Source organism: bacterium (genome assembly GCA_021372515.1).
GTDB lineage: Bacteria > Gemmatimonadota > Glassbacteria > GWA2-58-10 > GWA2-58-10 > JAJFUG01.
Genome location: JAJFUG010000201.1, coordinates 19,386 through 39,756 on the forward strand (window position 1 = coordinate 19,386; position 20,371 = coordinate 39,756).

At 64.8% G+C, this 20,371-nt stretch carries 14 protein-coding genes; 13 read left to right on the forward strand and 1 reads right to left on the reverse strand.

Annotation, left to right across the window (positions count from 1 at the left end; translation table 11 throughout):
- Positions 1 to 14: 14 nt before the first annotated feature.
- Together LLH00_18115 and LLH00_18120 are read left to right on the forward strand one after the other, a co-directional pair.
- The gene (locus LLH00_18115; GenBank protein MCE5273197.1) at positions 15 to 2,561 is read left to right on the forward strand and encodes a hypothetical protein; all 2,547 of its coding nucleotides are present in this window, start codon (positions 15 to 17) and stop codon (positions 2,559 to 2,561) included.
- 445 nt (positions 2,562 to 3,006) lie between these two features.
- Positions 3,007 to 4,683 (forward strand): heparinase II/III-family protein, encoded by a 1,677-nt coding sequence (locus LLH00_18120; GenBank protein MCE5273198.1) that lies wholly within the window; start codon positions 3,007 to 3,009, stop codon positions 4,681 to 4,683.
- Positions 4,684 to 4,814: 131 nt separating this feature from the next.
- Here LLH00_18120 and LLH00_18125 read toward each other — a convergent pair whose 3' ends face one another.
- The gene (locus LLH00_18125; GenBank protein ID MCE5273199.1) at positions 4,815 to 6,179 is read right to left on the reverse strand and encodes an aspartate aminotransferase family protein; all 1,365 of its coding nucleotides are present in this window, start codon (positions 6,177 to 6,179) and stop codon (positions 4,815 to 4,817) included.
- A gap of 305 nt (positions 6,180 to 6,484) precedes the next feature.
- On the opposite strand from LLH00_18125, the gene LLH00_18130 reads away from it, so the two are divergent.
- The 11 genes from LLH00_18130 (at position 6,485) to LLH00_18180 (ending at position 20,323) form a co-directional block, all read left to right on the forward strand.
- The gene (locus LLH00_18130; protein MCE5273200.1) at positions 6,485 to 7,402 is read left to right on the forward strand and encodes an NAD-dependent epimerase/dehydratase family protein; all 918 of its coding nucleotides are present in this window, start codon (positions 6,485 to 6,487) and stop codon (positions 7,400 to 7,402) included.
- Positions 7,403 to 7,535: 133 nt separating this feature from the next.
- Positions 7,536 to 8,537 carry a hypothetical protein gene (locus LLH00_18135; protein MCE5273201.1) on the forward strand — a complete coding sequence of 334 codons (1,002 nt, stop codon included), beginning with the start codon at positions 7,536 to 7,538 and terminating at the stop codon, positions 8,535 to 8,537.
- Positions 8,538 to 8,642: 105 nt separating this feature from the next.
- The gene (locus tag LLH00_18140; GenBank protein ID MCE5273202.1) at positions 8,643 to 9,602 is read left to right on the forward strand and encodes a DUF362 domain-containing protein; all 960 of its coding nucleotides are present in this window, start codon (positions 8,643 to 8,645) and stop codon (positions 9,600 to 9,602) included.
- Positions 9,602 to 11,221, forward strand: a complete 1,620-nt coding sequence (locus tag LLH00_18145; protein MCE5273203.1) for a 4Fe-4S binding protein — start codon at positions 9,602 to 9,604, stop codon at positions 11,219 to 11,221. Before LLH00_18140 ends, LLH00_18145 begins: the two co-directional genes overlap by 1 nt.
- Positions 11,222 to 11,410: 189 nt before the next feature.
- A complete protein-coding gene (locus LLH00_18150; GenBank protein MCE5273204.1) occupies positions 11,411 to 13,675 on the forward strand; it encodes a tetratricopeptide repeat protein in 2,265 nt (754 codons plus the stop codon).
- Positions 13,676 to 13,797: 122 nt separating this feature from the next.
- Complete coding sequence (locus LLH00_18155; protein ID MCE5273205.1) at positions 13,798 to 15,078, forward strand: GWxTD domain-containing protein; 1,281 nt, start codon at positions 13,798 to 13,800, stop codon at positions 15,076 to 15,078.
- Between the two features lie 54 nt (positions 15,079 to 15,132).
- Positions 15,133 to 16,107 (forward strand): hypothetical protein, encoded by a 975-nt coding sequence (locus LLH00_18160; protein ID MCE5273206.1) that lies wholly within the window; start codon positions 15,133 to 15,135, stop codon positions 16,105 to 16,107.
- A 12-nt stretch (positions 16,108 to 16,119) separates the two neighbouring features.
- Positions 16,120 to 16,860 (forward strand): hypothetical protein, encoded by a 741-nt coding sequence (locus tag LLH00_18165; GenBank protein MCE5273207.1) that lies wholly within the window; start codon positions 16,120 to 16,122, stop codon positions 16,858 to 16,860.
- A gap of 57 nt (positions 16,861 to 16,917) precedes the next feature.
- Positions 16,918 to 18,546 carry an ABC transporter substrate-binding protein gene (locus LLH00_18170; GenBank protein ID MCE5273208.1) on the forward strand — a complete coding sequence of 543 codons (1,629 nt, stop codon included), beginning with the start codon at positions 16,918 to 16,920 and terminating at the stop codon, positions 18,544 to 18,546.
- On the forward strand, positions 18,543 to 19,496 hold the full coding sequence (locus LLH00_18175; GenBank protein MCE5273209.1) for an ABC transporter permease: 954 nt from the start codon (positions 18,543 to 18,545) through the stop codon (positions 19,494 to 19,496). The genes LLH00_18170 and LLH00_18175 overlap by 4 nt, the downstream gene beginning before the upstream one ends.
- The gene (locus tag LLH00_18180) at positions 19,493 to 20,323 is read left to right on the forward strand and encodes an ABC transporter permease (GenBank protein MCE5273210.1); all 831 of its coding nucleotides are present in this window, start codon (positions 19,493 to 19,495) and stop codon (positions 20,321 to 20,323) included. The genes LLH00_18175 and LLH00_18180 overlap by 4 nt, the downstream gene beginning before the upstream one ends.
- Positions 20,324 to 20,371: the final 48 nt, after the last annotated feature.

A 20,371-nucleotide genomic window follows, 5' to 3' on the forward strand; every position in this document is an offset into this window, starting at 1 on the left:
CGGAGTCGCACCAGGTGATAAAATTATCCGCGCTGCCCCCCTTGTGTCTCGCCGTCCTGTTGCTCGCGGTCATCGCCGCCCAGGCCGCGCCGCAACGGGGGGCGATGCTGCGCGGGGCCCAGGCCTCCGGTGAGCGTCCGCGCGCCGGCCGGGCCGTGCGGGACAGCAGCGCCGCAGCGCACAAGGATTCTCTCGCCTCCAAAGCCGACCTGCCCGAGCCGGACTCCCTGATGCAGGCCCTGTCCGTCCTGGGCGGCCCCCACAGCGAAAAGATACAGTACACCGGTGAAGAGATCACTTTCCTGGTCCGCCGCGGCGTGATGCTGCTGCGCGGCGCGGCCGAGGTGGCCCAGTCCGGCCAGAAAGTGCGCGCCGACTCCCTGATCGCCTACAACCGCCGCACAGGCGAGATATTTGTCAGCGGCAGCCCCTCGCTCGATGACGGGACCGAGAGCATCGAGGGGACCGAGATGCGCTACAACGTGGAGCGCGACCGCGGCATGATCTCGGGCGGCCACACCACTTTCGGCGACTGGATCCTGGACAGCCGCCGCCTGAGCAAAGTCGGCCCGGACAGCATCTACGGCGCGGACAACAGCTTCACTACCTGCGACCTCGATTCACTCGGGGTGCACTACCATTTCGAGAGCCCACGGATCAAGGTGCTCCGCGACAAGCGGGTCTTCGCCGCCCCGGTGGTGCTCAAGGTGGGACGGGTGCCGGTGTTCGCCCTGCCCTTCGTGTTCTTCCCGATCACCCGCGGCAACCGGGTCAGCGGCATCCTCCAGCCGCGCATCGGCGTGAACAGCGTGATGCGCAGCTCCGGCACCGGCCGCACGATCGGCAACCTGGGTTATTTCTGGGCCCCCAACGACTGTGTCGACCTGATGGGCGCCCTGGATATCCGCACCTCCAGCCAGACCACCCTACGCGGGCGCACCCGCTACAACAAACGCTACGAGTATGACGGCGATTTCGACTTGCGCCGGATCTGGGACAAGACCAACGGCTCCACCGACTACAGCATTTTCGGCCGCCACAACCAGAACCTGGGCGAAAAGGGCCGCCTCAACGCCGAGATCAATTTCACCAGCAGCCGGAACCTCCTGAGCCGCACCGCGTTCGACATCCAGGATGTCCTGCGCCAGAGCCTCAAGAGCCGGGCCACGTTCTCCTGGCGGCCCTCCTGGGGCTATTTCAGCTCCACCCTCGACCACCAGAAAATGCTGCAGCAGGGCAGCTCAACCTCCACGCTGCCCTCGCTCTCGCTCAGTTTCAACAAGCGCAGCCTGTTCCCGGAACGCAGCCGCAACCTTCCGCGCCGCGCCGGGCTGCTCAACCCCGGCTGGCTGTACAACATGACCTGGGGCGCCTCCACCGGCTACAGCAACACACGCAGCCAGAGCGAGAGCAGCGCGGACCGGGATGTCCACCGGGCCAACGGCAGCGTGGACCTGGACACACCGCAGACCCTCTACGGCTGGCTCAAGCTCAATCCACGCCTGCGCTACTCAGCCCAGACCACCCACGACAACCAGGCCGTCGAAAGCGGGTTCGACACCGAGCAGAGCGTGAACCTGTCCACCTCGCTCTCGACCCAATTGTACGGCATATTCGACGGTCCGCGCGTGGGGCCGGTGTTCCGCTGGCGCCACAGCGTGATGCCGCGCCTGACCTACACCTACCAGCCCGACCTCACCGGCGACCGTCCGGCCAGCCGGGTCAACCGCCTGGATTTCACGGTCTCCAACGACATTGACTACAAGTACAAGGTGGCCGAGAACCAGGACAAGGGCCAGGCCGGGGCCGGGCCGGGGGCCGGGACCGGCGCGGGCCTGGGGGGGCAGCCGGGACAGGAGCCGGGGGTGAAAAACGGCAAGCTGTTCTCTCTGCGCAACAGCCTGGGCTACGATTTCATCCGCGCCGCGCGACGCGACACCCTGGGCTGGGGCGACCTGAACACCTCACTCACCAGCAGCCCGGCCAGTTTCCTGAACATCCAGCTCATGATGAACCACCAGCTGGTCGAGCCGGGGCTGAGCGAGCACCTGAAGCCGTTCATGAACAGCCTGAGCACCACGCTCACCCTGCGCGGCACCTACAAGGCCGAGGAGGGCGGCAGCACGGCGGAGATGGAGGAGGAGGCCTACCAGGAGAGCCAGCGCTACCCCGACTACCAGGGCAGCGCTTTCGACATGACCCGCCAGCAGCGCTACGAGAACCGGCGCGACATGTCCTACGCCCGCAGCATGCCCTGGAGTGTCAACCTGAGCCACAACCTTAACCGTGTGCGCAGCGGGCAGAACAACAACCAGAGCCTGCGCTGGTCGCTCACGTTCAACCCCACCCGTGACTGGCACCTGGTCTATTCCAGCAGCTACAATTTCGCGCGCAGCGGGCTGCAGGGGCAGACTTTCATCCTCAGCCGCGACCTGCACTGCTGGCAGGCCAACCTGAGCCTGATCACCCTGCCCGGCGGGCGGTTCGAGTTCACGTTCAGCACCTTCGTCAAGGCCAACCCCGCGATCCGCATGCCGGATATCCGGCGAGCCAGCAACTGAGCCGGGCGGTGACTGTCTGCATTTCATATGATATCTTTGTGATCGCAGGCCGAGTTTTCGCCTGGAAGGATGGAATTGCCACCGCGCTGATCAAGGAGAAATACTTATGAAACCACCCGGAATGGCAGCCTCCATTGTTTTTTTTGTCATCCTCTGCTCGAGCTGGACACAATTGCCAGCCCAATCCAAGCCCCGGCTCAGCGCTCTGTATCCGGTCGAGACCTTACAGCGCGTGTTGCTTCCCTGCAGCCAATGGCACCCGTACCCGAAAGCCCGGGAACGGGAATTCTGGGAGTCTCTGCCCGCCGGCTTCCGTACAGACCTGATCGCCCGGGGCGAGAAAGCCGCCGCCAAGGAATGGCCTCAACTGCTGGCTACGGAGTATATCGCCTTCGCCGACTTAATCTCCTCGGATTATAAAAGGAAGAACAGGGAGCGCAGGAACATGCTCCGCGACCTTGTCCTGGCCGAGTGCGCCGAGGGCCGGGGCCGGTTCCTGAAAAAGATAGCAGACGGGATTTGGCTGATCTGCGAGGAATCGGGCTGGAGCGATGCCCCCAGCCCGCACATGCGGACCCCCGGCTATGAGCTGCCCGACAAGTCGAAACCCGAACTCGACCTAACCTCCGGCGAGACGGTCAACCTGCTGGCCTGCACCTCCTACCTTTTGGCTGAGGAACTGGACACTGTCTCGATCAACCTCAGGAAACGAATCCTGCTGGAGGCGCGCGAGCGGGTGCTCGACCCCTGCCTGCAGCGGGATGACATGTGGTGGATGGGTTTCCAGCCCGCGCACACGATGAACAACTGGAACCCCTGGTGCAATTCCAACTGGCTGACCGCGGTCCTGCTCCTGGAGACCGATCCCGGGCGGCGGGTGGCCTCGGTCCACAAGATACTCCGCAGCCTGGACCAGTTCATCGGCTATTACTCGACCGACGGGGCGTGCGACGAGGGCCCGCATTACTGGGGGTTCTCGGGTGCGACGCTGTTCAACTGCCTGGACCTGCTTAACAGCGCCAGCCGTGGGGCCATCGATGTTTTCCAGGACGGGATGATAAAGAATATCGGGAAATACATCTACCGGGTGCATATCGACAGCCTGTACTTTTTCAACTACGCCGACGCCCCGCTGTTCACCGACTTCGATGAGCAGGGCGACGATATGATGTTCCGCTACGGCAAGAAAATCGGCGATCCGAATCTCGTCGCGCTGGGCGCATACCTGGCGGGTATCCGCATGGCGAACGGTCCCTCGGTGGCGGGCAACATGGCCCAGCGTCTGGCGGCCCTGCAGGACCTGAACGAGCTGTACGCCGCGCGCCGCAGCACTCCGCCGTTTGTGCGGGATGTCTGGCTGGAAGGGACCATGGAAATGGTCGCCCGCTCCAAAGGCGGCAGCCCCGAGGGTTTCTATCTCGCCGCCCGGGGTGGCTATAACGACTGGAGCCATTCGCACAACGATGTCGGCAACTTCATCGTCTATTACAACGGCAAGCCGGTCTTCATCGATGTCGGCAGCGCCACGACCAACATCAAGACATACGGAGAGGAACGCTACACGCTCTGGAACCTGCAGTCGGCTTATCACAACCTGCCCACCGTGAACGGTGTCATGCAGTACGAGGACCACAGCCAGTTTGTTCCCGGACATTCGAGGAACGAGAAGGGCTATTGGGCCAAGGACCCGCACTACAGTGCGACCGGTTCCTACGCCCGGTTCGGCTGTGATATCAGCGCGGCCTACCCGCCCTCGGCAAAGCTTAAGTCCTGGCGACGGACTGTCAGCCTGGACCGGAAGAAACAGATCACTGTCACCGATGATTACGAGCTCGCTGAAAAAACGGGAGAGGTGTTCCTCAGCCTGATGACTCCCTGCCGGGTGGAGCTGGAAAAAGACGGCCTGATAAGCCTGGAGGTGTGGGACGCCGGGGAGGCGGGAAAGAGCGCTGCGCTCAAGTTGCGCTATGACCCGAAACAGCTTTCGGCCAAAGTTGAGGAGATCGATCTGGATGATCCCCGGCTGGAGGGTTTCTGGAAACAGGGCTTGAGGCGGATTGTGCTGAAAGTCCCGGCGGATTCGCCGCTGCGCAACAGCCTGGGTGTCCGCATTACCCGCTGACCGGCGGGATGAACAAGAAAGGGGCGCGACAGGCAGTGCGCCGCACCCCTGTACTCGTCACAACGTCAGAATACACAAGGGGCGGGTCTCAGACCCGCCCCTTGCCATAACCGGAATGATGAATCCAATCCTCAGACGTTCTCGGCGATTGCCTCTTCCAGCACGGCCAGGCCCTCGCGCAGGGCGCCCTCCTCGATCACCAGCGGCGGGTTGATCTTCACCGTGGCGCTGCCCATGCCCACCGGGGAGAACATAAGAAGGCCTTTCTCCACGCAGGAGTTGATGATGTTCCAGGCCAGGTCGCCGTCCGGCTCGATGCCGCCCTTTTTGACCATGTGCAGCCCGGCCACCATGCCCTTGCCCTGCACCGAGCCGATCACCGCCGGGAACTTCTTCTGGATGGCCTTGAGGCCCTCGTGCAGGATACGGCCCATCGCGGCGCCGTGCTCCACGATCTTCTCCTCGAGGATGGCCTTGATGTTGGCCACCGCCGCGGCGGCGCAGACCGGGTTGCCGGTGTGGGTGCTGGTCATCTCGTTCGGGCCGTACAGGTCCATCACTTCCTTGCGGCCGACCACGGCCGAGATCGGCAGGCTGCTCGAGATGCCCTTGCCGAAACAGGCCAGGTCGGGCAGGATGCCGTAGTTCTCCCAGCCGAACATGGTGCCGCAGCGGCCGAACCCGGCCTGGACCTCATCGCAGCAGAACAGGGCGCCGTTGGCGTCACACCACTTACGCAGCGCCTGCACGTACTCGGGCGGCGCGAAACTGGCGCCGCCGCCCTGGTAGGTCTCCATCAGCACGCCAGCCACCATGTCAGGCGTAATACCCTTGGCGGCCAATGATTTCTCGAACAGTCCGAAGCTGGTGTCGGGCGTGCGGAACCCATCCGGGAACGGCACCTGGACAATGTTCGGGTCCAGGTTGACAATCCATTCCTTCAGTGCCGGGCTGCCGCCCAGCATCTGCGCGCCCAGGGTGCGGCCGTGGAAATCCCGCTCGAACGAGACCACGGTGATCTTGTGCTTGCCGTACTTTTTCAGGCCGTAGGTGCGCATCAGCTTGAACGCGCATTCCACGGTCTCGCTGCCGGTGGTCAGGATGAAAGCCTTGTCCATCGAGGGCGGGGTGACATCCACCAGGAGCTGGGCCAGCTCGGCGCGCGGGTCGTTGGGGAAACAGTAGCTGGTGAGCAGCCCCCCCTTGACCTGGTCCAGGATGGCCTTGTTGATCTTGGGATGGTTGTGCCCGGCGTTGGTGATCAGCACGCCGCTCGACCAGTCGATCCACTGGTTGCCCCACTTGTCCCAGACCGTGGCTCCCTGTGCGTGGCTCCAGAGCACCAGCGGCTGGCCGCTCATCGAGAGCGGCTCGTTGCGGCGCAGGCTCTCGATAATGGGCAGGGACTCGGGCACCGGGATGGCGGTCTTGATCTTGCGGTTTGGCGTGTCGACCGGCTTTACGGTCCTGGGTGTGGTGCTGAATGTCTTGGCCAACATGTCCTCCTTGTACTTGTACTTGTAGTTTGTCTTTCGTTATGTTTCGATTGTCAGCGAAAGGCAGCGGAAGTAAAAAAGCTAACAGAAACGGCCTGAAATGTCAATGTATGGAGACTCGGCCAGCTGGATTCAGGCGCGGTTTTTTCGACTGTCGGCGAGGGTGTTGTGCGGCTTGATTTCAGGGCACAAATGTGTTATAAATCTCAACTTGACAGTCGGCTTGAATTCCTGCCGTCGCCCGGCTTTTCCCAAGGCGGGGGCGACCGTGAAACCGATAGATAAATTCTAAACATGAGGTCCGCATGCGTGTCCTGATAACCGGTGGAGCGGGCTTTATCGGCAGCCATCTGGCGGAGCATTTTTCGGTCTCCGGCGCCGAGGTTCGGGTGCTGGACAACCTGCGCACCGGCTACCTGCGCAACCTTGACGGGCTGACTTGCGATTTCCGCCGCGGCTCGGTCACCGAGGCTGCGGAGCTGGCCGCGGCCATGGACGGGGTGGAGCTGGTATTCCACCTGGCGGCGATGGTCAGCGTGCCGGAGAGCGTGGAGCACCCGGACGAGTGCGTGCGGATCAACACCCTGGGGACGCTGAACGTGCTGGCCGCGGCGAAAAAGGCCGGGGTGCGCAAGGTGGTGCTGGCCAGCAGCGCGGCGGTCTACGGCGACAACCCGCAAGTGCCCAAGCGCGAGGACATGCTGCCCGAGCCCAAGAGCCCCTACGCGGTGACCAAGCTGGACGGGGAATACTACCTGCGGATGTACCGTGACGCCTGGGCCCTGGACACGGTGAGCCTGCGCTTCTTCAACGTGTTCGGGCCGCGCCAGGACCCCTCCAGCCACTACGCGGCCGCAGTGCCAATTTTCATCCACCGCGCCCTGCGGCATCAGGACATCGTGATCTTCGGCGACGGGGCCCAGGTGCGGGATTTCGTCTACGTGAAAGACCTGGTCCGGGCGATCCTGATGGGCGTGGAGCGGGGGCGGGATGTCTACAATGTCGGGCGCGGGGAGTACATCACCATCCTGGAGCTGGCCCGGCGGATCGTCCAGATCACCGGCTCGCGCTCGAAGATCGTATTCGCCGCCGAGCGGCCCGGGGACATCCGCGCCAGTTACGCCGACATCTCCCGTCTGTGCGCTCTGGGCTATAACCCCTCGGCGGACCTCGAAACCGGGCTGGCCGCCACTATCCAGTATTTCAGCGCGTTGATGGAGTGAGTCCGGGTGACGGTTGGAAGAAATTGACAAAAAGGTTGCAATTCTGCGTTTGAATCCGTTTATTATTGTACCGGTATAATGTTAGAGCTGGTTGAAGCATCCCCGGCCGGGCCCTGTCCACCAGGAGTGAGGGATGAGCGGCGCAAACCCGGAGCGGTTGAGGATATCCTCACACAAGGTGTTTTTCGTGTCCCTGGCCGCAGTCTGCCTGGCCGTGGCCGCCTGCGGTCGCACATATCCGGATTCCAGTCCGGAGGGGTCAGTCCGGCCGGTGCAGACCGCCCTGCTGCCCTCGCGCGGCTTGCCCTCGGGCTGGTCCGCCGGCGATTCGGTCCAGGAATATGACGGCGCGGGGCTGTCCGACCTGCTGGACGGTGGGGCGGAGCTGTACCGGGAGTTCGGTTTCGTGCGCTCCCTGACCCGCGAGTACATCGGGCCGGAGGGCGCCCTGGTGATCGCCGGGGTGTACGAGATGACCGACCCGGCCGCGGCTTTCGGCCTGTTCACGGTCTCGCGGCGGGAGGATTACCAGAGGGTGGATTACGGCCTGGCCGGAGCGGAGAGCGACTATCGGCTCGTGTTCTGCAAGGGGTCTTATTTCGTGGACATGCAGTCGATGGGGCCGGGGCCGGAGAGCCAGGCCGCGGTGCGCGCCCTGGGCCGCAGCGTGGAGAGCGCGCTCCCCGGGACAACCGGGAGCCTGCCCGCGGCCCTGTCGTTGCTGCCGTCCCGGGACCGTCTACCGGACAGCGAGACCCTGGTGCGCGGGGTCCTGGGACTGAACACCTGCCATTACCTGAGCGACAGTAACCTCTACGGCCTGAGCGCCGCGCTGCCGGCGGTGCTGGCGCAGTACGTGAGCGGCGACGACCCCCGCTCGGTATGGCTGCTGGCGGTAAGCTACCCGGACCCGGCCGCCGCGTCCGGCGCGTTGGAGCGTGTGAGCGCTTTCTACAGTCAGCGCGCCGCAGCCGACCCGTCCGGACACCTGGCGCCCGAGGGCGCCGTAGCCCTGACCTACACCTCGGACCAGGGCGAGGACCGCATCCTGTTGAGCGGTGATAAGCTTTACAACCTGTTCGACGCACCGGCCGGGGCCTCGGCGGCCATGCTGAAACAATTGCTGGCGGAGTGATCCGCGCGGCCTTTCGGCGAAGAGAGACGGAGTTGCTTTGCTCTTTGATGAAAATGTATCAGAGCGGTTGAAGATTTCGTTTAGAGAGCGTGGAGGGAGATAAAGATGGAGATCGGACGCAAGGAATTTCTGAAAGTGCTCGGGGCCGGCGCTCTGGCGGCCGGACTGGCCGGCTGCGGCGGTGGCGCGAAGACTGAAGGTGCTGGAAACGGAGCCTCTGGCGAGGCGGCCACGCAGCGTCGCCGCGAACCGGTCAAGACCGGCGGCCCGGTGCTGAGCGTAGCCACCGGGGCCGACCCCGAGGCGATCACCCGCCGGGCGATCCAGGAACTGGGCGGCATGGGCCTGTTCATCTCGCGCGGCGACAAGGTGATGATAAAGCCCAATATCGGCTGGGACCGCGTGCCCGAGCAGGCCGCCACGACCAACCCGACCGTGGTGGCCACCCTGGTGGCGCTCTGCCTGGAGGCGGGCGCGGCCAAGGTCTACGTGCTGGACAACACGATCAACGACCCGCGGCGCTGCTACGTGCGCAGCGGGATCAAGGAGGCGGCCGAGAAAGCCGGCGCCGAATGCCCGTTCGTCGAGGATTTCAATTTCAAGAAAGCCGAGGTGGGCGGTGAGCTGATCAAGCAGTGGCCGGTCTACCAGCCGGCCCTGGAGGTGGACAAGATCATCAACGCCCCCATCGCCAAGCATCACAGCCTGAGCCGTCTGACCGTGGGCATGAAGAATTTCTACGGCCTGATGGGCGGGCGGCGCAACCAGTTGCACCAGGATGTGCACCTGAGCATCGCCGAGATGACCCGTTTCTTCGCCCCCACCCTGACCGTGGTCGACGCCGTGCGCATCCTCACCGGCAACGGCCCCTCGGGCGGGAGCCTGACCGATGTTAAGAAGACCGACACCGTGATCGCCTCGCTCGACCCGGTGGCTGCGGACAGCCGTGCGGCCGGACTGTTCGGGATCGACCCGGTCGAGATACGCTACCTGACACTGGGCCAGCAGATGGGCCTCGGCTCGATCAGCCCCGACGCCTCACTGGTCCGGGAGGTGAGCCTCTGATGCGCACTGCACGACGGATCAGCCAGAGCGCGTTCTTCATCCTGTTCCTTTTCCTGCTGGTCATGACCGAGTACAAGGGCGTCGACACCATCGCCTACCCGGTCAAGGTGTTTTTCGATTTCGACCCGCTGGTGGCGGCCTCCACGTTCCTGGCCCAGCACGCCGTTCCGCGCATGCTGCTCTGGAGCCTCGTGGTGGTGGGCCTCACGGTGAGCCTGGGCCGCTTTTTCTGCGGCTGGGTCTGTCCGATGGGCACGCTCAACCACATCCTGAGCCACAACAAGCGCAAGCCCAAGGACAAGATCGCCCGCAACCGCTACGACAAGCGCCAGAGCTGGAAATACGTGGCCGTGGTCTTTTTCCTGGCCGGCTCGCTGCTGGGCCTTCAGATCGTGGGGTTCCTCGACCCGTTCTCGGTGCTCATCCGCTCGTTCGGCCTGGCGGTCAACCCGGTGTTCAACTGGCTGGTGCGCGCGGCGTTCTACCCGCTGTTCGCCCTCGACCTGCCCTGGCTCAACGCGATAATCGAGCCGGTGTTCAATTTCCTGCGCCGCTGGGTGCTCTCGTTCGAGCAGCCCTATTTCTACCAGGGGCTTTTCATCGGCCTGGTTTTCACCGGCATCGCGGTGCTCAACCAGGTGCGGCGTCGTTTCTGGTGCCGCTACCTCTGCCCGCTGGGCGCGCTGCTGGGCCTTCTGAGCCGTTTCAATTTCCTGAAGCTCCGGGTTAACAAAGAGACCTGCACCAACTGCAACCTGTGCAGCCGCAACTGCGAGGGCGCCTGCGAGCCGCAGTCGAGCGAAAGCTGGCTGCGCACCGAGTGCCTCTACTGCTGGAACTGCATCGAGTCCTGCCCCAGCCATTCGCTCTCGTTCGGCTTCGGTCTGCCCGGCAAGGCCGAGCGTGGCGTGGATTACGGCAAGCGCCACGTGGTGGCCGCAATGGGCGCGGCGGTGGGAGCGGTGGCCCTGGCCCGGATCGACCCGCGTAAGATGCCGCCGTTCGCCTCGGGCGAGGATGTCAAGGAGTCGAAGAAATTCAACCCCGCGCTCATCCGTCCGCCCGGAGCGGTGGACGAGTCCGAGTTCCTGCACCGCTGCATCAAGTGCGGCGAGTGCATGAAAGTCTGCATCAAGAACGCGATCCAGCCCACCCTGATGGAGGCCGGGCTGGAGGGGTTCTGGACGCCCTACCTGAAAATGCAGCAGGGCTACTGCGAGTACAATTGCACGCTCTGCGGCCAGGTCTGCCCGACCCAGGCGATCCGGAAACTGACCGTGGAGCAGAAACACCAGACCAAGATCGGGCTGGCGTTCTTCGACAGGAACCGCTGCATCCCGTACAGCCAGGGGCACAATTGTATAGTTTGCGAGGAGGTCTGCCCCACGCCCAAGAAAGCGATCTGGTTCGAGGAGGTCGAGGTGCTCGACAGCTCGGGCCAGAACAAGATCAAGGTCAAGCAGCCGCATATCGACCCGCACCTGTGCGTGGGCTGCGGCATGTGCGAGAATGTCTGTCCGTTGGTGGACAAGCCCGGCGTCTACGTGACCGCCATCGGCGAGAGCCGCTCGCCCAACAACCAGATGCTGCTGGATGTCTACGGCTCGGGATTGACCTGAGACGGGGCGGGTGTTAAAATCATTGGGTAACGCGAAGCGGGGGCGGAAGATACTTTTTGCCCCCGCTTGCTTTCCACTGCCGCTGTCCCGGACCCGCCGGCCGCGTTCGGCCCGTCCGGGACAGGGTGTGTCCGGCCGGGCTTTGTGCTGCCCGGCGTTGAGCCTGTCGTTCGACCGGACCCTGCGCCGATGCGTACTCTGCTGAAATGCGTTGTTGTCCTGGGCCTGTGCGCCGCTGCCCCAGTCCGCGCCGCTGCTGCTGTCACCACGCCGGACAGCCTGCCCGCTCCTGCGGCGGTGGTGCAGCGCGACAGCCTGGCGGTGAAGCTCAATTCCTTTCTGCGGCTGGGTTTCAGCCGCCTGGAGCAGGATGACCAGCAACTGGCGCGCCAGGCGTTCGACCGGGCGCTCGAGCTGGCCCCGGGCGATGCGAAGGCCTGGATCGGGGTGGGGCGCTGCTACCTGGAGCGCGAGGACAAGCGGGCGCGCCTGATCCGGATCGTGGAGCGCTGGTTCAACATGGACGATGTCTCGCGGGCCATCGACTGTTTCGGCAAGGCCGTGGAGCTGGCCCCGGGCAGCGCCGAGACCCATTACTGGCTGGGCTCGGCCTACATGCGGCGCTACGGGCGCGCTGACCTGGAAACCGCCCTGGTCCAGCTCCAGACAGCCTCCGACCTGGGTGGCATGAACCGCGACCTGGGGCTCAAGCTGGCCTCCCTGAACAAGGCCCTGGGCAACCTCGACTCCGCCGAGCGGGTGCTCTCCGAGGTGATCGAGAGCGAGAAGGGCCGTCTCGACCCGCTGGCCGGCCTGGAGCTGGCCAAGATCAGCCTGCGGCGCCACAACTACGACAAGGCGATCCGTCTCTACTGGCGCGGGGTGCAGGCGATCACCACCCGGGCCGAGTTCAAGGCCTACTGGGACGATGTGGTGATGCTGGCGGATGAGGACGAGCGCGAGCAGTTCGACCAGACCGCTCCCACCCAGGCCGAGCAGTTCTTCCGCGATTTCTGGTTCCGCCGCGACCACGACCTCGACCTGTCGCCCGGCATGCGCCTGCTGCGCCACTACTACCGCCTGGCCGTGGCCGACAGCCTGTACCACGTTCCGTTCGCCCAGCGCAATCCCTCGCTCGGCCCCCTGGCCGCCACCTACCCGGAGGTGGATGTGCCCTACGATGACCGTGGCCTGGTCTACATCCGCCACGGCCGACCGGACCGCACCTTGACCCAGATCGGCGATGGCTTCCTGCCCAACGAGACCTGGATCTACTACCGTCATGACGCTCCCGACCTGATGCTGCATTTCGCCGGGCTGAACGGCAACACGGAATACCAGCTCGTCACCGCCCTGTCCTCGGTGGTGGGGCGGCCGAGCGATTTCATCGCCGACATCGACGGGAATGTCTACCCGCGGGATGACGAGGAGGCCACCCGCCTGAACTGGGTCCGCGAGCTGTACGCCTCGCGCGAGGAGGTGGGCGACGGGCTGTATTTCCGCCTGCTCAACCATCCCGGCGACCCGTTCGCCCTGATGGAGGAGGAGGCGACCAACGCCCTGGCCATCCGCCGCGCCCTGAACAGCGAGAGCGTGGAGGCGCCCTACTCGCATCCGCTGCGCTCCTTCTACGACCTGGTCGGTTTCCGCGGCCTCTCGGGCAAGCAGGGCGACCTGGAGTTCTACCTGGGCGTGCCGGGACAGGATATCAGCTTCTCGCGCCAGCGGGACGCCTACTACTACGACATCGCTTTCGAGCTGATGCTCTACGACAGCCGCTGGCGCCAGGTGGGGCGGATCGAGAAAGCCGAGCAGCACCGGAGCGCGATCAACCCCCACGACCTGGTGGACCGGCTGGTGCTCGACCTGGGCCGCCTCGACATTCCGGCCGGGGATTACCGCTATTTCATCAGGATACAGAACGGCGAGTCGGTGGGGCTGTTCAACGGCGAGCTTCGGATGGACTCGTTCGACGGGGATTCGCTGCAGTCGAGCCAGATACTGACCGCGCAGAATATCTTTGCCTCGCCGGTCGATTCGAGTAAATTCAAGCGGTACGGCCTGGAAATATATCCGAACCCCTCCCGGGTGTTTCACCCGACAGACAAGATGTTCGCCTACCAGGAGATATACAACCTGACCCCGGCGGCGGACGGCAGTTGCCGCTACCGGATCACCTACGTGGTCAGCACGCTCAGGCGCGACCGCAACGTGTTCGGGGCTGTGCTCGACACTTTCAAGTCCCTGGCCGGCCGTGGCCCGGGGCAGGAAAAGGTGGTCCTGTCGGCCGAGAAGACCCGCCGTCCGTCGGGACAGGACCTGGTGCAGGAGGAAGTGGCGATCGACATCTCGGACAATCCGGATGGACTGTACGAGCTGTCGGTGCGGGTGGAGGACCTGAACCTGGCTGGACGGATGACCCAGCGCAACACCCGTTTCGTGGTCAAGCGCTGAGCCGGCCCGCGGCCGACATTCTCCGGCGTTTTTGGCCCGAACGCGCCGCACGTTCCAGTGTATTATCCCTTAGTGAACTGGCCGAGTCTTGTTGCGCCGACTTTCCGCGTGCGGAGAATAATATGTCCCAAGGATCGAGAACAAGCCTGCTGTTGATGATCATTCTGGCCGTCCTGGGCCTGGGCCGCGCCGCCGCCCAGGAGGTCAATCCTTTCGAGAACGACGTGCCGTTCAGCCTGCGGATGGCGTTTTTCCGCGGTCCGGCCGACAGCACCCGCTGCCTGATCACCGTGGCTGTGGAGAACCAGAACCTGCTGTTTTTCCGCCAGAAAGACCATTTCGAAGCCGCCTACGAGGCGTTCCTGAGCATGCGCGACACCGAGTCGGGCCACATGCTCCGCGGCTTGTGGGACAAGGACCTGCGGGTGCCCAGCTACGATGAGACCACCCTGGAGGCTAATTTCGACCCCCTGCAGACCGAGATGAACGTGTTGCCCGGCAAGTACGAGGGCTTTGCCGAGGTGAAGGATCTGAACGCCCACACCTACGGCAACGGACGGGTCTCGGTCAATGTCCCGAACCTGTCGGAAAAGCTGCCCAAACTGAGCACGCCGTTCTTTTACGAGCCCGGGATGCGGGCCGATTCGGTGGTCGATTCGCACCTGGAAATCTCGACCCTGCGGGGCGCTTCCTTGCAATATGCCTCGGGCCAGCCTATATTCCTGCTGGTCGAGGTTTATGCCGATTCCACCCGCCCGCCCGAGGGCTGGAAACTGACCGCCGAGGTGGTCAAGGCCCTGATGGTCTTCCCGCGGGTGGAGGTGTCCCTGGCCGATGGCGAGCTGACCCAGCGCAAGCTGATCCGCCTGCCCTCGCAGACCCTCGGCCTGGGCAGCTACGAAGTGGATGTCTACCTGCGGGACGCCAAAAACCAGTCGCTGGCTCGCGCCACCAGTTTCACGTTCCGCATAGTCAAATCGGCGAGTTGGGTCAGCGAGAACTATTCGCAGGAGATACGCTACCTCAAGTACCTGGCCAGCGAGACCGAGCTCAAGGAGCTGATGGCCGTGCCCGAGGCCCAGCGACAGGCCGCGCTGGATGCGTTCTGGCAGAAGATGGACCCCGTGCCGGCCACGGCGGTCAACGAGCTGAAAGTCCAGTATTTCGAGCGGATCGATTACGCCAACCGTCATTTCAGCACCGATCAGCGCGAGGGCTGGGAGACCAACATGGGCGAGGTCTATATCCTGCTCGGCCCGCCCACCGAGATCTACGGCAGCCGCCTGAACCAGATCTGGGTCTACGAGGTGGAGAACCTGGTGCTCTATTTCTTCAATCAGAACCTGCGCAACCGAGAGGAATTCGACCGTTATGTCCGCGAGCGCCGCTGGTGGAGCAACTGAGCGACATCGACAGGATAATCATTCGGCCACTCATTATCATGGAGCGATCAGACAATGATTCATTCACGTCCGGGACGCTATCTGGTTTTCGGGCTTTTGCTTGCCGCCGCGGCTCTGTTCGCCGCCGGTTGCGGCGGGGCGAAGGAAAATAAGGAAGAGGCCCCGGCCGCCGCGGGTGCTGCCGGCTCGGGTGCGGCGCTGGCGGTGCTGCCGGCTGACGGGGCGGCGGAGGGCTGGACCCGCAGCGGCGAGCCCCGCGTGTTCAACGCCGACAGCCTCTGGGTGTACATCGACGGTGGAGCGGAGGGATATTTAATCTATAATTTCCAGGAGGTCGCCACCGCCGACTACCAGGGCCCGGACGGCCTGCAGGCCGTGGTGGATGTCTACCGCATGGCGAATGAACTGTGCGGCTTCGGCATCTACTCCTCCGAGCGCCCCTACGAGGCCCAGTACAACCAGATCGGCTGCCAGGGCTATTTCACCCGCAACGCCCTCAATTTCTGGCAGGGACCCTACTACGTGAAAGTCACCTCGTTCAAGGAGGGCAACGAGGTGGAGCCGGCCCTGCGCAAGCTGGCCGAGGCCGCCCGGGCCGCCATTCCGGCCAAGGCCGAGATTCCGCCCGAGCTGGATGTGTTCCCGGCCGACAACCTGATCCCCAACACCGTGCGCTACCTGGCCCGCGATGTCCTGGGACAGAGCGACCTGAAAAACGGGTTCACAGCCGAGTACAAGGACGGCGACACCGAGTACAAGCTGTTTTTCATTCTGCACGAAACGGTCGAGGAAGCCCAGAAGAGCTACGAGTCGTACAAGACCTTCATGACCAAGTACGCCAAGGACCTGGAGGACCACAGCGACGAGGAAGTGCCGTGGTTCTCGGCCAAGGACCCCTACTACGAGAAAGTGCTGGTCATGCAGGCCGGCAAGACCATGCTCGGCGCGCTGGGTCTTCAGGATGCCGAGCGGGTGAACGACTATCTGGGGCGCATGCAGCAGAAGCTGGCGGCTCTGGGACGGATCTGACCGGGAGCCAGGATGGAAGAAGAGTATCTGGCCAAGTACGCACCGCAGCCCGAAAAACCGGTCCGTAAACGGCGGTCGTTTTTCGGTGACAGCCCCACCGTACGCTATGGCCTGATTGTCGTGAGCATGACGATGCTTTTCCTGCATTTTTATAAGTCCATGTACGAGGGAAAGCACCTGCGCGGCCCGATCGACGATTTCTTCAGGAAAAAATATTCCAACATGACTGTCCTGTACCCCTCCGGGGGCGAGCGGGCCGCGGACAGCCTGGTGGAGGCTTACGCCCGCAAGGTGGCCGCGGGCCTGGAGAAGAAGTTCTCGACCCGAATCCCGGTCCAGGCCGACCGTGAGGCCAACGACCGCACGCGCAAGCGCAAATCCCTGCTGCTCTACGGTCCGGTGGAGGACAACCGCCTGTTGCGCCACATCCAGGATGACCTGCCGATCCGTTTCCGCGACGGCCGGGTCTGCCGGGGTGACGGGTCAGTGATCGACCGCAGCGACTGGCGGTTGGTGTTTGTCGCTCCCAACCCCTACAACAACACCCAGTACGTGCTGGTCTACACCGCAGCCTCGCCCGAGTTGCTCGTGGGGATAAACTACGTGGGCAACCCGAATTACGTGCCCCACGACTCCACGGACTACGTTCTCGCGGCTGGCGACAGTGTCCTGGCCTCCGGCTTTTTCGACAAGGACAGCACCCGCGGCGCCTGGAGCCTTCCCCACGACGCCCTGGCCACGGTCGGGCGCTGAGGCCCGGGACCGTTGCAGGCAGTCTGTCACCCTCACTCCCTCACCCGGACGGCCCCGATGAAAATGGTCCGCCAGCCGCTTGCCAGCGCCGTGCTGCTCGCGCTGCTCATCGCGGGCTGCGGCGGCAGCGGCAAAGGCCCGGCCGAGGCGGGCGTGTTCCGTTTCCGCATCCCCGGCGACCCGGTTTCCCTCGACCCCATCCACAGCGTGGACCTGGTTTCCCAGACCGTGGTCAACAACCTGTTCGACCCGCTGGTCCGTCTGGATGCAGTCAGCGGCGAGGTGGCGCCCTGCCTGGCACGGAGCTGGGAGCCGCTGGACTCGGCCGGCCTGGCCTACCGTTTCCATCTGCGGACAGATATGCTTTTCCACAATGGACGCGCGGTTAGCGCCCAGGACGTGCGCTACTCGTTCGAGCGTCTGTTAGCTCCGCGCTCGGCCAGCGAGCGACCCTGGGTCCTCACCCCGTTGCTGGGTGCGGAGCGTTTCCGCGCCGGGGCCGCGGACCGGGTCGAGGGAATAGTCCCCGAGGATGACAGCACGCTGGTGCTGCGCCTGGAGCGCCCCTGGGCGCCGTTTCTGGCCCAGCTCACCATGGCCGGGGCGAGTATTGTGCCGCGCGAGGAGGTGGAGCGCCTGGGCGAGGAGCATTTCGGCCAGACCCCCGTGGGCAGCGGGCCGTTCCGTTTCGTGGGCTGGCAGCACGACTCCTGGGTGCGTCTGGAGAGGAACGAGCGCTACGCGCGCGGCGTGCCGGGTATCCGCAGCCTCGAGTTCCCGGTGGCGCCCAGCGTGGCCGTGGCCCTGGAGAAATTCGCCGCCGGCGAGCTGGACCTCCTGGAGCAGATCCCGCCCGGACAGGTGGAGCTGGCCCGGCGGCGGTTCGACGGGCAATTGCATATCTGGCCGGGGCTGTCGGTGCGCTACATCGGGTTCAACCTGTCCCGCGCCCCTTTCCGCGGCAACCGCACCCTGCGGCTGGCTTTCAATTATGCGGTCAACAAGCGGGCGATCACCGAGGTGCTGAGCGAGGGCGTGGACCAAATCTCCACCGGGCCCCTGCCGCCCGGGCTGCCGGGCTGGGACCCGCAGGCCGCGGGCTACCCGTTCAGTCTGGAGCGGGCGCGCGAGTTGCTGGCCGAGGCCGGCTATCCCGGCGGTTGCGGCCTTCCCGAGCTGACCCTGCTCTACAACAACGACCCGCAGGACCGCCGAGTCTGCGAGTTTGTCCAGGCCTGCCTGGCCGAGCTCGGAGTGAATGTGCGGCTCAAAAGCCTGGAGTGGGCCGCTTTCCTGGCCGCGATCCGCGCCGGGGAGAGTGACCTGTTCCGCGGCAGCTGGATCGGGGATTTCCCGGACGCGCACAATTTCCTGTTCACCCTGTTCCACAGCTCCAACTGGGGCGACGCCGGCAACTACACCCGCTACGCCGACTCCGGCGTGGACAGCCTTCTCACGCTCGCCCTGCGGGTCACCGATCCGGCGCAGCGGGCCGGGCTGTACCGTGAGGCCGAGCGTCGTATCGTGGCGGATGTCCCCTGGATCTTCACCTACCATCCCGGTCAGGTGGCCCTGGTGGGCCCGCGCTGGAGCGGGCTGACCTACCCGCTGGTCGGTATCTGGGCCGCCGAGCTGTGGCGTCTGCAGCCCGTGGCCCCGGCTGCGGAAGGAGGTGCGGCGCAATGATCCGTTTCCTGCTGCGTCGTCTGGTCAGCCTCGTTCCGGTGGTCCTGGGCCTGGCCAGCCTGGTGTTTGTCCTGATGTACTTGGTGCCCGGCGACCCGGCGCGCCTGATGGCGGGCCAGCACGCGGATGAGCAGACCCTGTCCGTCCTGCGCCACAACCTGGGCCTCGACCGTCCGCTGCACGTGCGCTACGGCATGTTCCTGTCCGGACTGGCCCGCGGCGACCTGGGCTATAGCTACCGTCAGCGGCGCCCCGTGACCACCGTGCTCGCCGAGCGGTTCCCGGCCACGCTGCGCCTGGCCCTGGCCGCGCTGGCCATTGCCCTGGTCTGCGGAGTGGGCGCCGGGATGCTGGCCGCGGTGCATCACGGCCGGGCGGCGGATTTCGTGGTGATGCTGCTCAGCCTGGGGGGCATCTCCACGCCCGTGTTCTGGCTGGGGATGATGCTGATCGTGCTGTTCGCCGGGGTGCTGGGCTGGCTGCCGGTGGGCGGGTACGGGGACGGTTCGCTGCGCTATCTTATCCTGCCCGCGCTCAGCCTGAGCGCGATCAGCACCGGCTATTTCGCCCGGATCACCCGGGCCGCCCTGCTGGAGGTGCTGAGATCGGACCATGTCCTGGCCGCGCGGGCGCGGGGACTGAGCGAGGCCCGCATCCTCTGGAGTCACTCCCTGCGCGGAGCGGCGGTGCCGCTGGTCACGGTGATCGGGACCAACCTGGCCTCGCTGCTGGGTGGGGCCGTGGCCACGGAGACAGTGTTCGCCTGGCCGGGGGTCGGTCGGGCGATCTATGATGCCATCCTGGTCCGCGACCTGCCGGTGGTGGAGGGCGGGGTGATCCTGCTGGCGTTCCTGTTTGTCGGCTCCAACCTGCTGATCGACCTGCTGTACGCCTGGATCGACCCCCGTATCCGTCTGGATGGGGGCGGACCGCGGGAGGCCACCGGATGACGATGCAGACAAAAAGCCCCTGGAGCCTGCGTTTCGGCGTTCTGGTGGTGCTACTGCTGGTGGTTTCGGCCCTGGGCGCGGGAGTACTCGCCCCCTACAATCCCTACCGGGTGGATATCGAGCACGTGATGGCCGCCCCCAGCCTGGCCCATCCGTTCGGCACGGACTACCTGGGGCGGGACGTGCTGAGCCGGGTGCTGTACGGGGGAAGGATTTCACTGGCCATCGGGCTGCTGGCCGTGGCGGTATCGGGCGTTCTGGGCACGCTGATCGGGGCGCTGGCCGGCTACTGCGGCGGCTGGCTGGATGAGGTGCTGATGCGCCTGACCGACATCGTGCTGGCTTTTCCAACGGCCCTGTTCGCCCTGGCCGTAATGGCGATTTTCGAGAACCCGACCGTGACCACCATTTTCCTCGTGCTGGGGCTGGTCGGCTGGGGCTCCATCGCGCGCCTGGTGCGCTCCGAGGTGCTCTCGATCAAGGCGCGCGACTACGTGCTGGCCGCCCGGGCGGTGGGGGTGAGCCCGGCCGGGATCCTTCTGCGCCATATCCTGCCCAACACCGTGGGCACGCTGAGCGTGGCTCTCACCCTGGGCGTGGCCTCCAATATCCTGACCGAGGCCTGGCTCAGCTTTCTGGGCCTGGGCGCACAGCCGCCCCTGCCCAGCTGGGGCGCGATGATCACCGAGGGCCAGTTCTACCTGACCAGCCGTCCCTGGGTCTGTATCTTCCCCGGCCTGGCGATCCTGATCACCGTGCTGGGGTTCAACATGGCGGGCGACGGCCTGCGTGACCGGCTCGACCCGCGTCTGGGACGCAAGTTGTGAGGTCTGAAATCGTTGTAGGGGTGGCCCCCTGTACCCGCCCGAAACCAC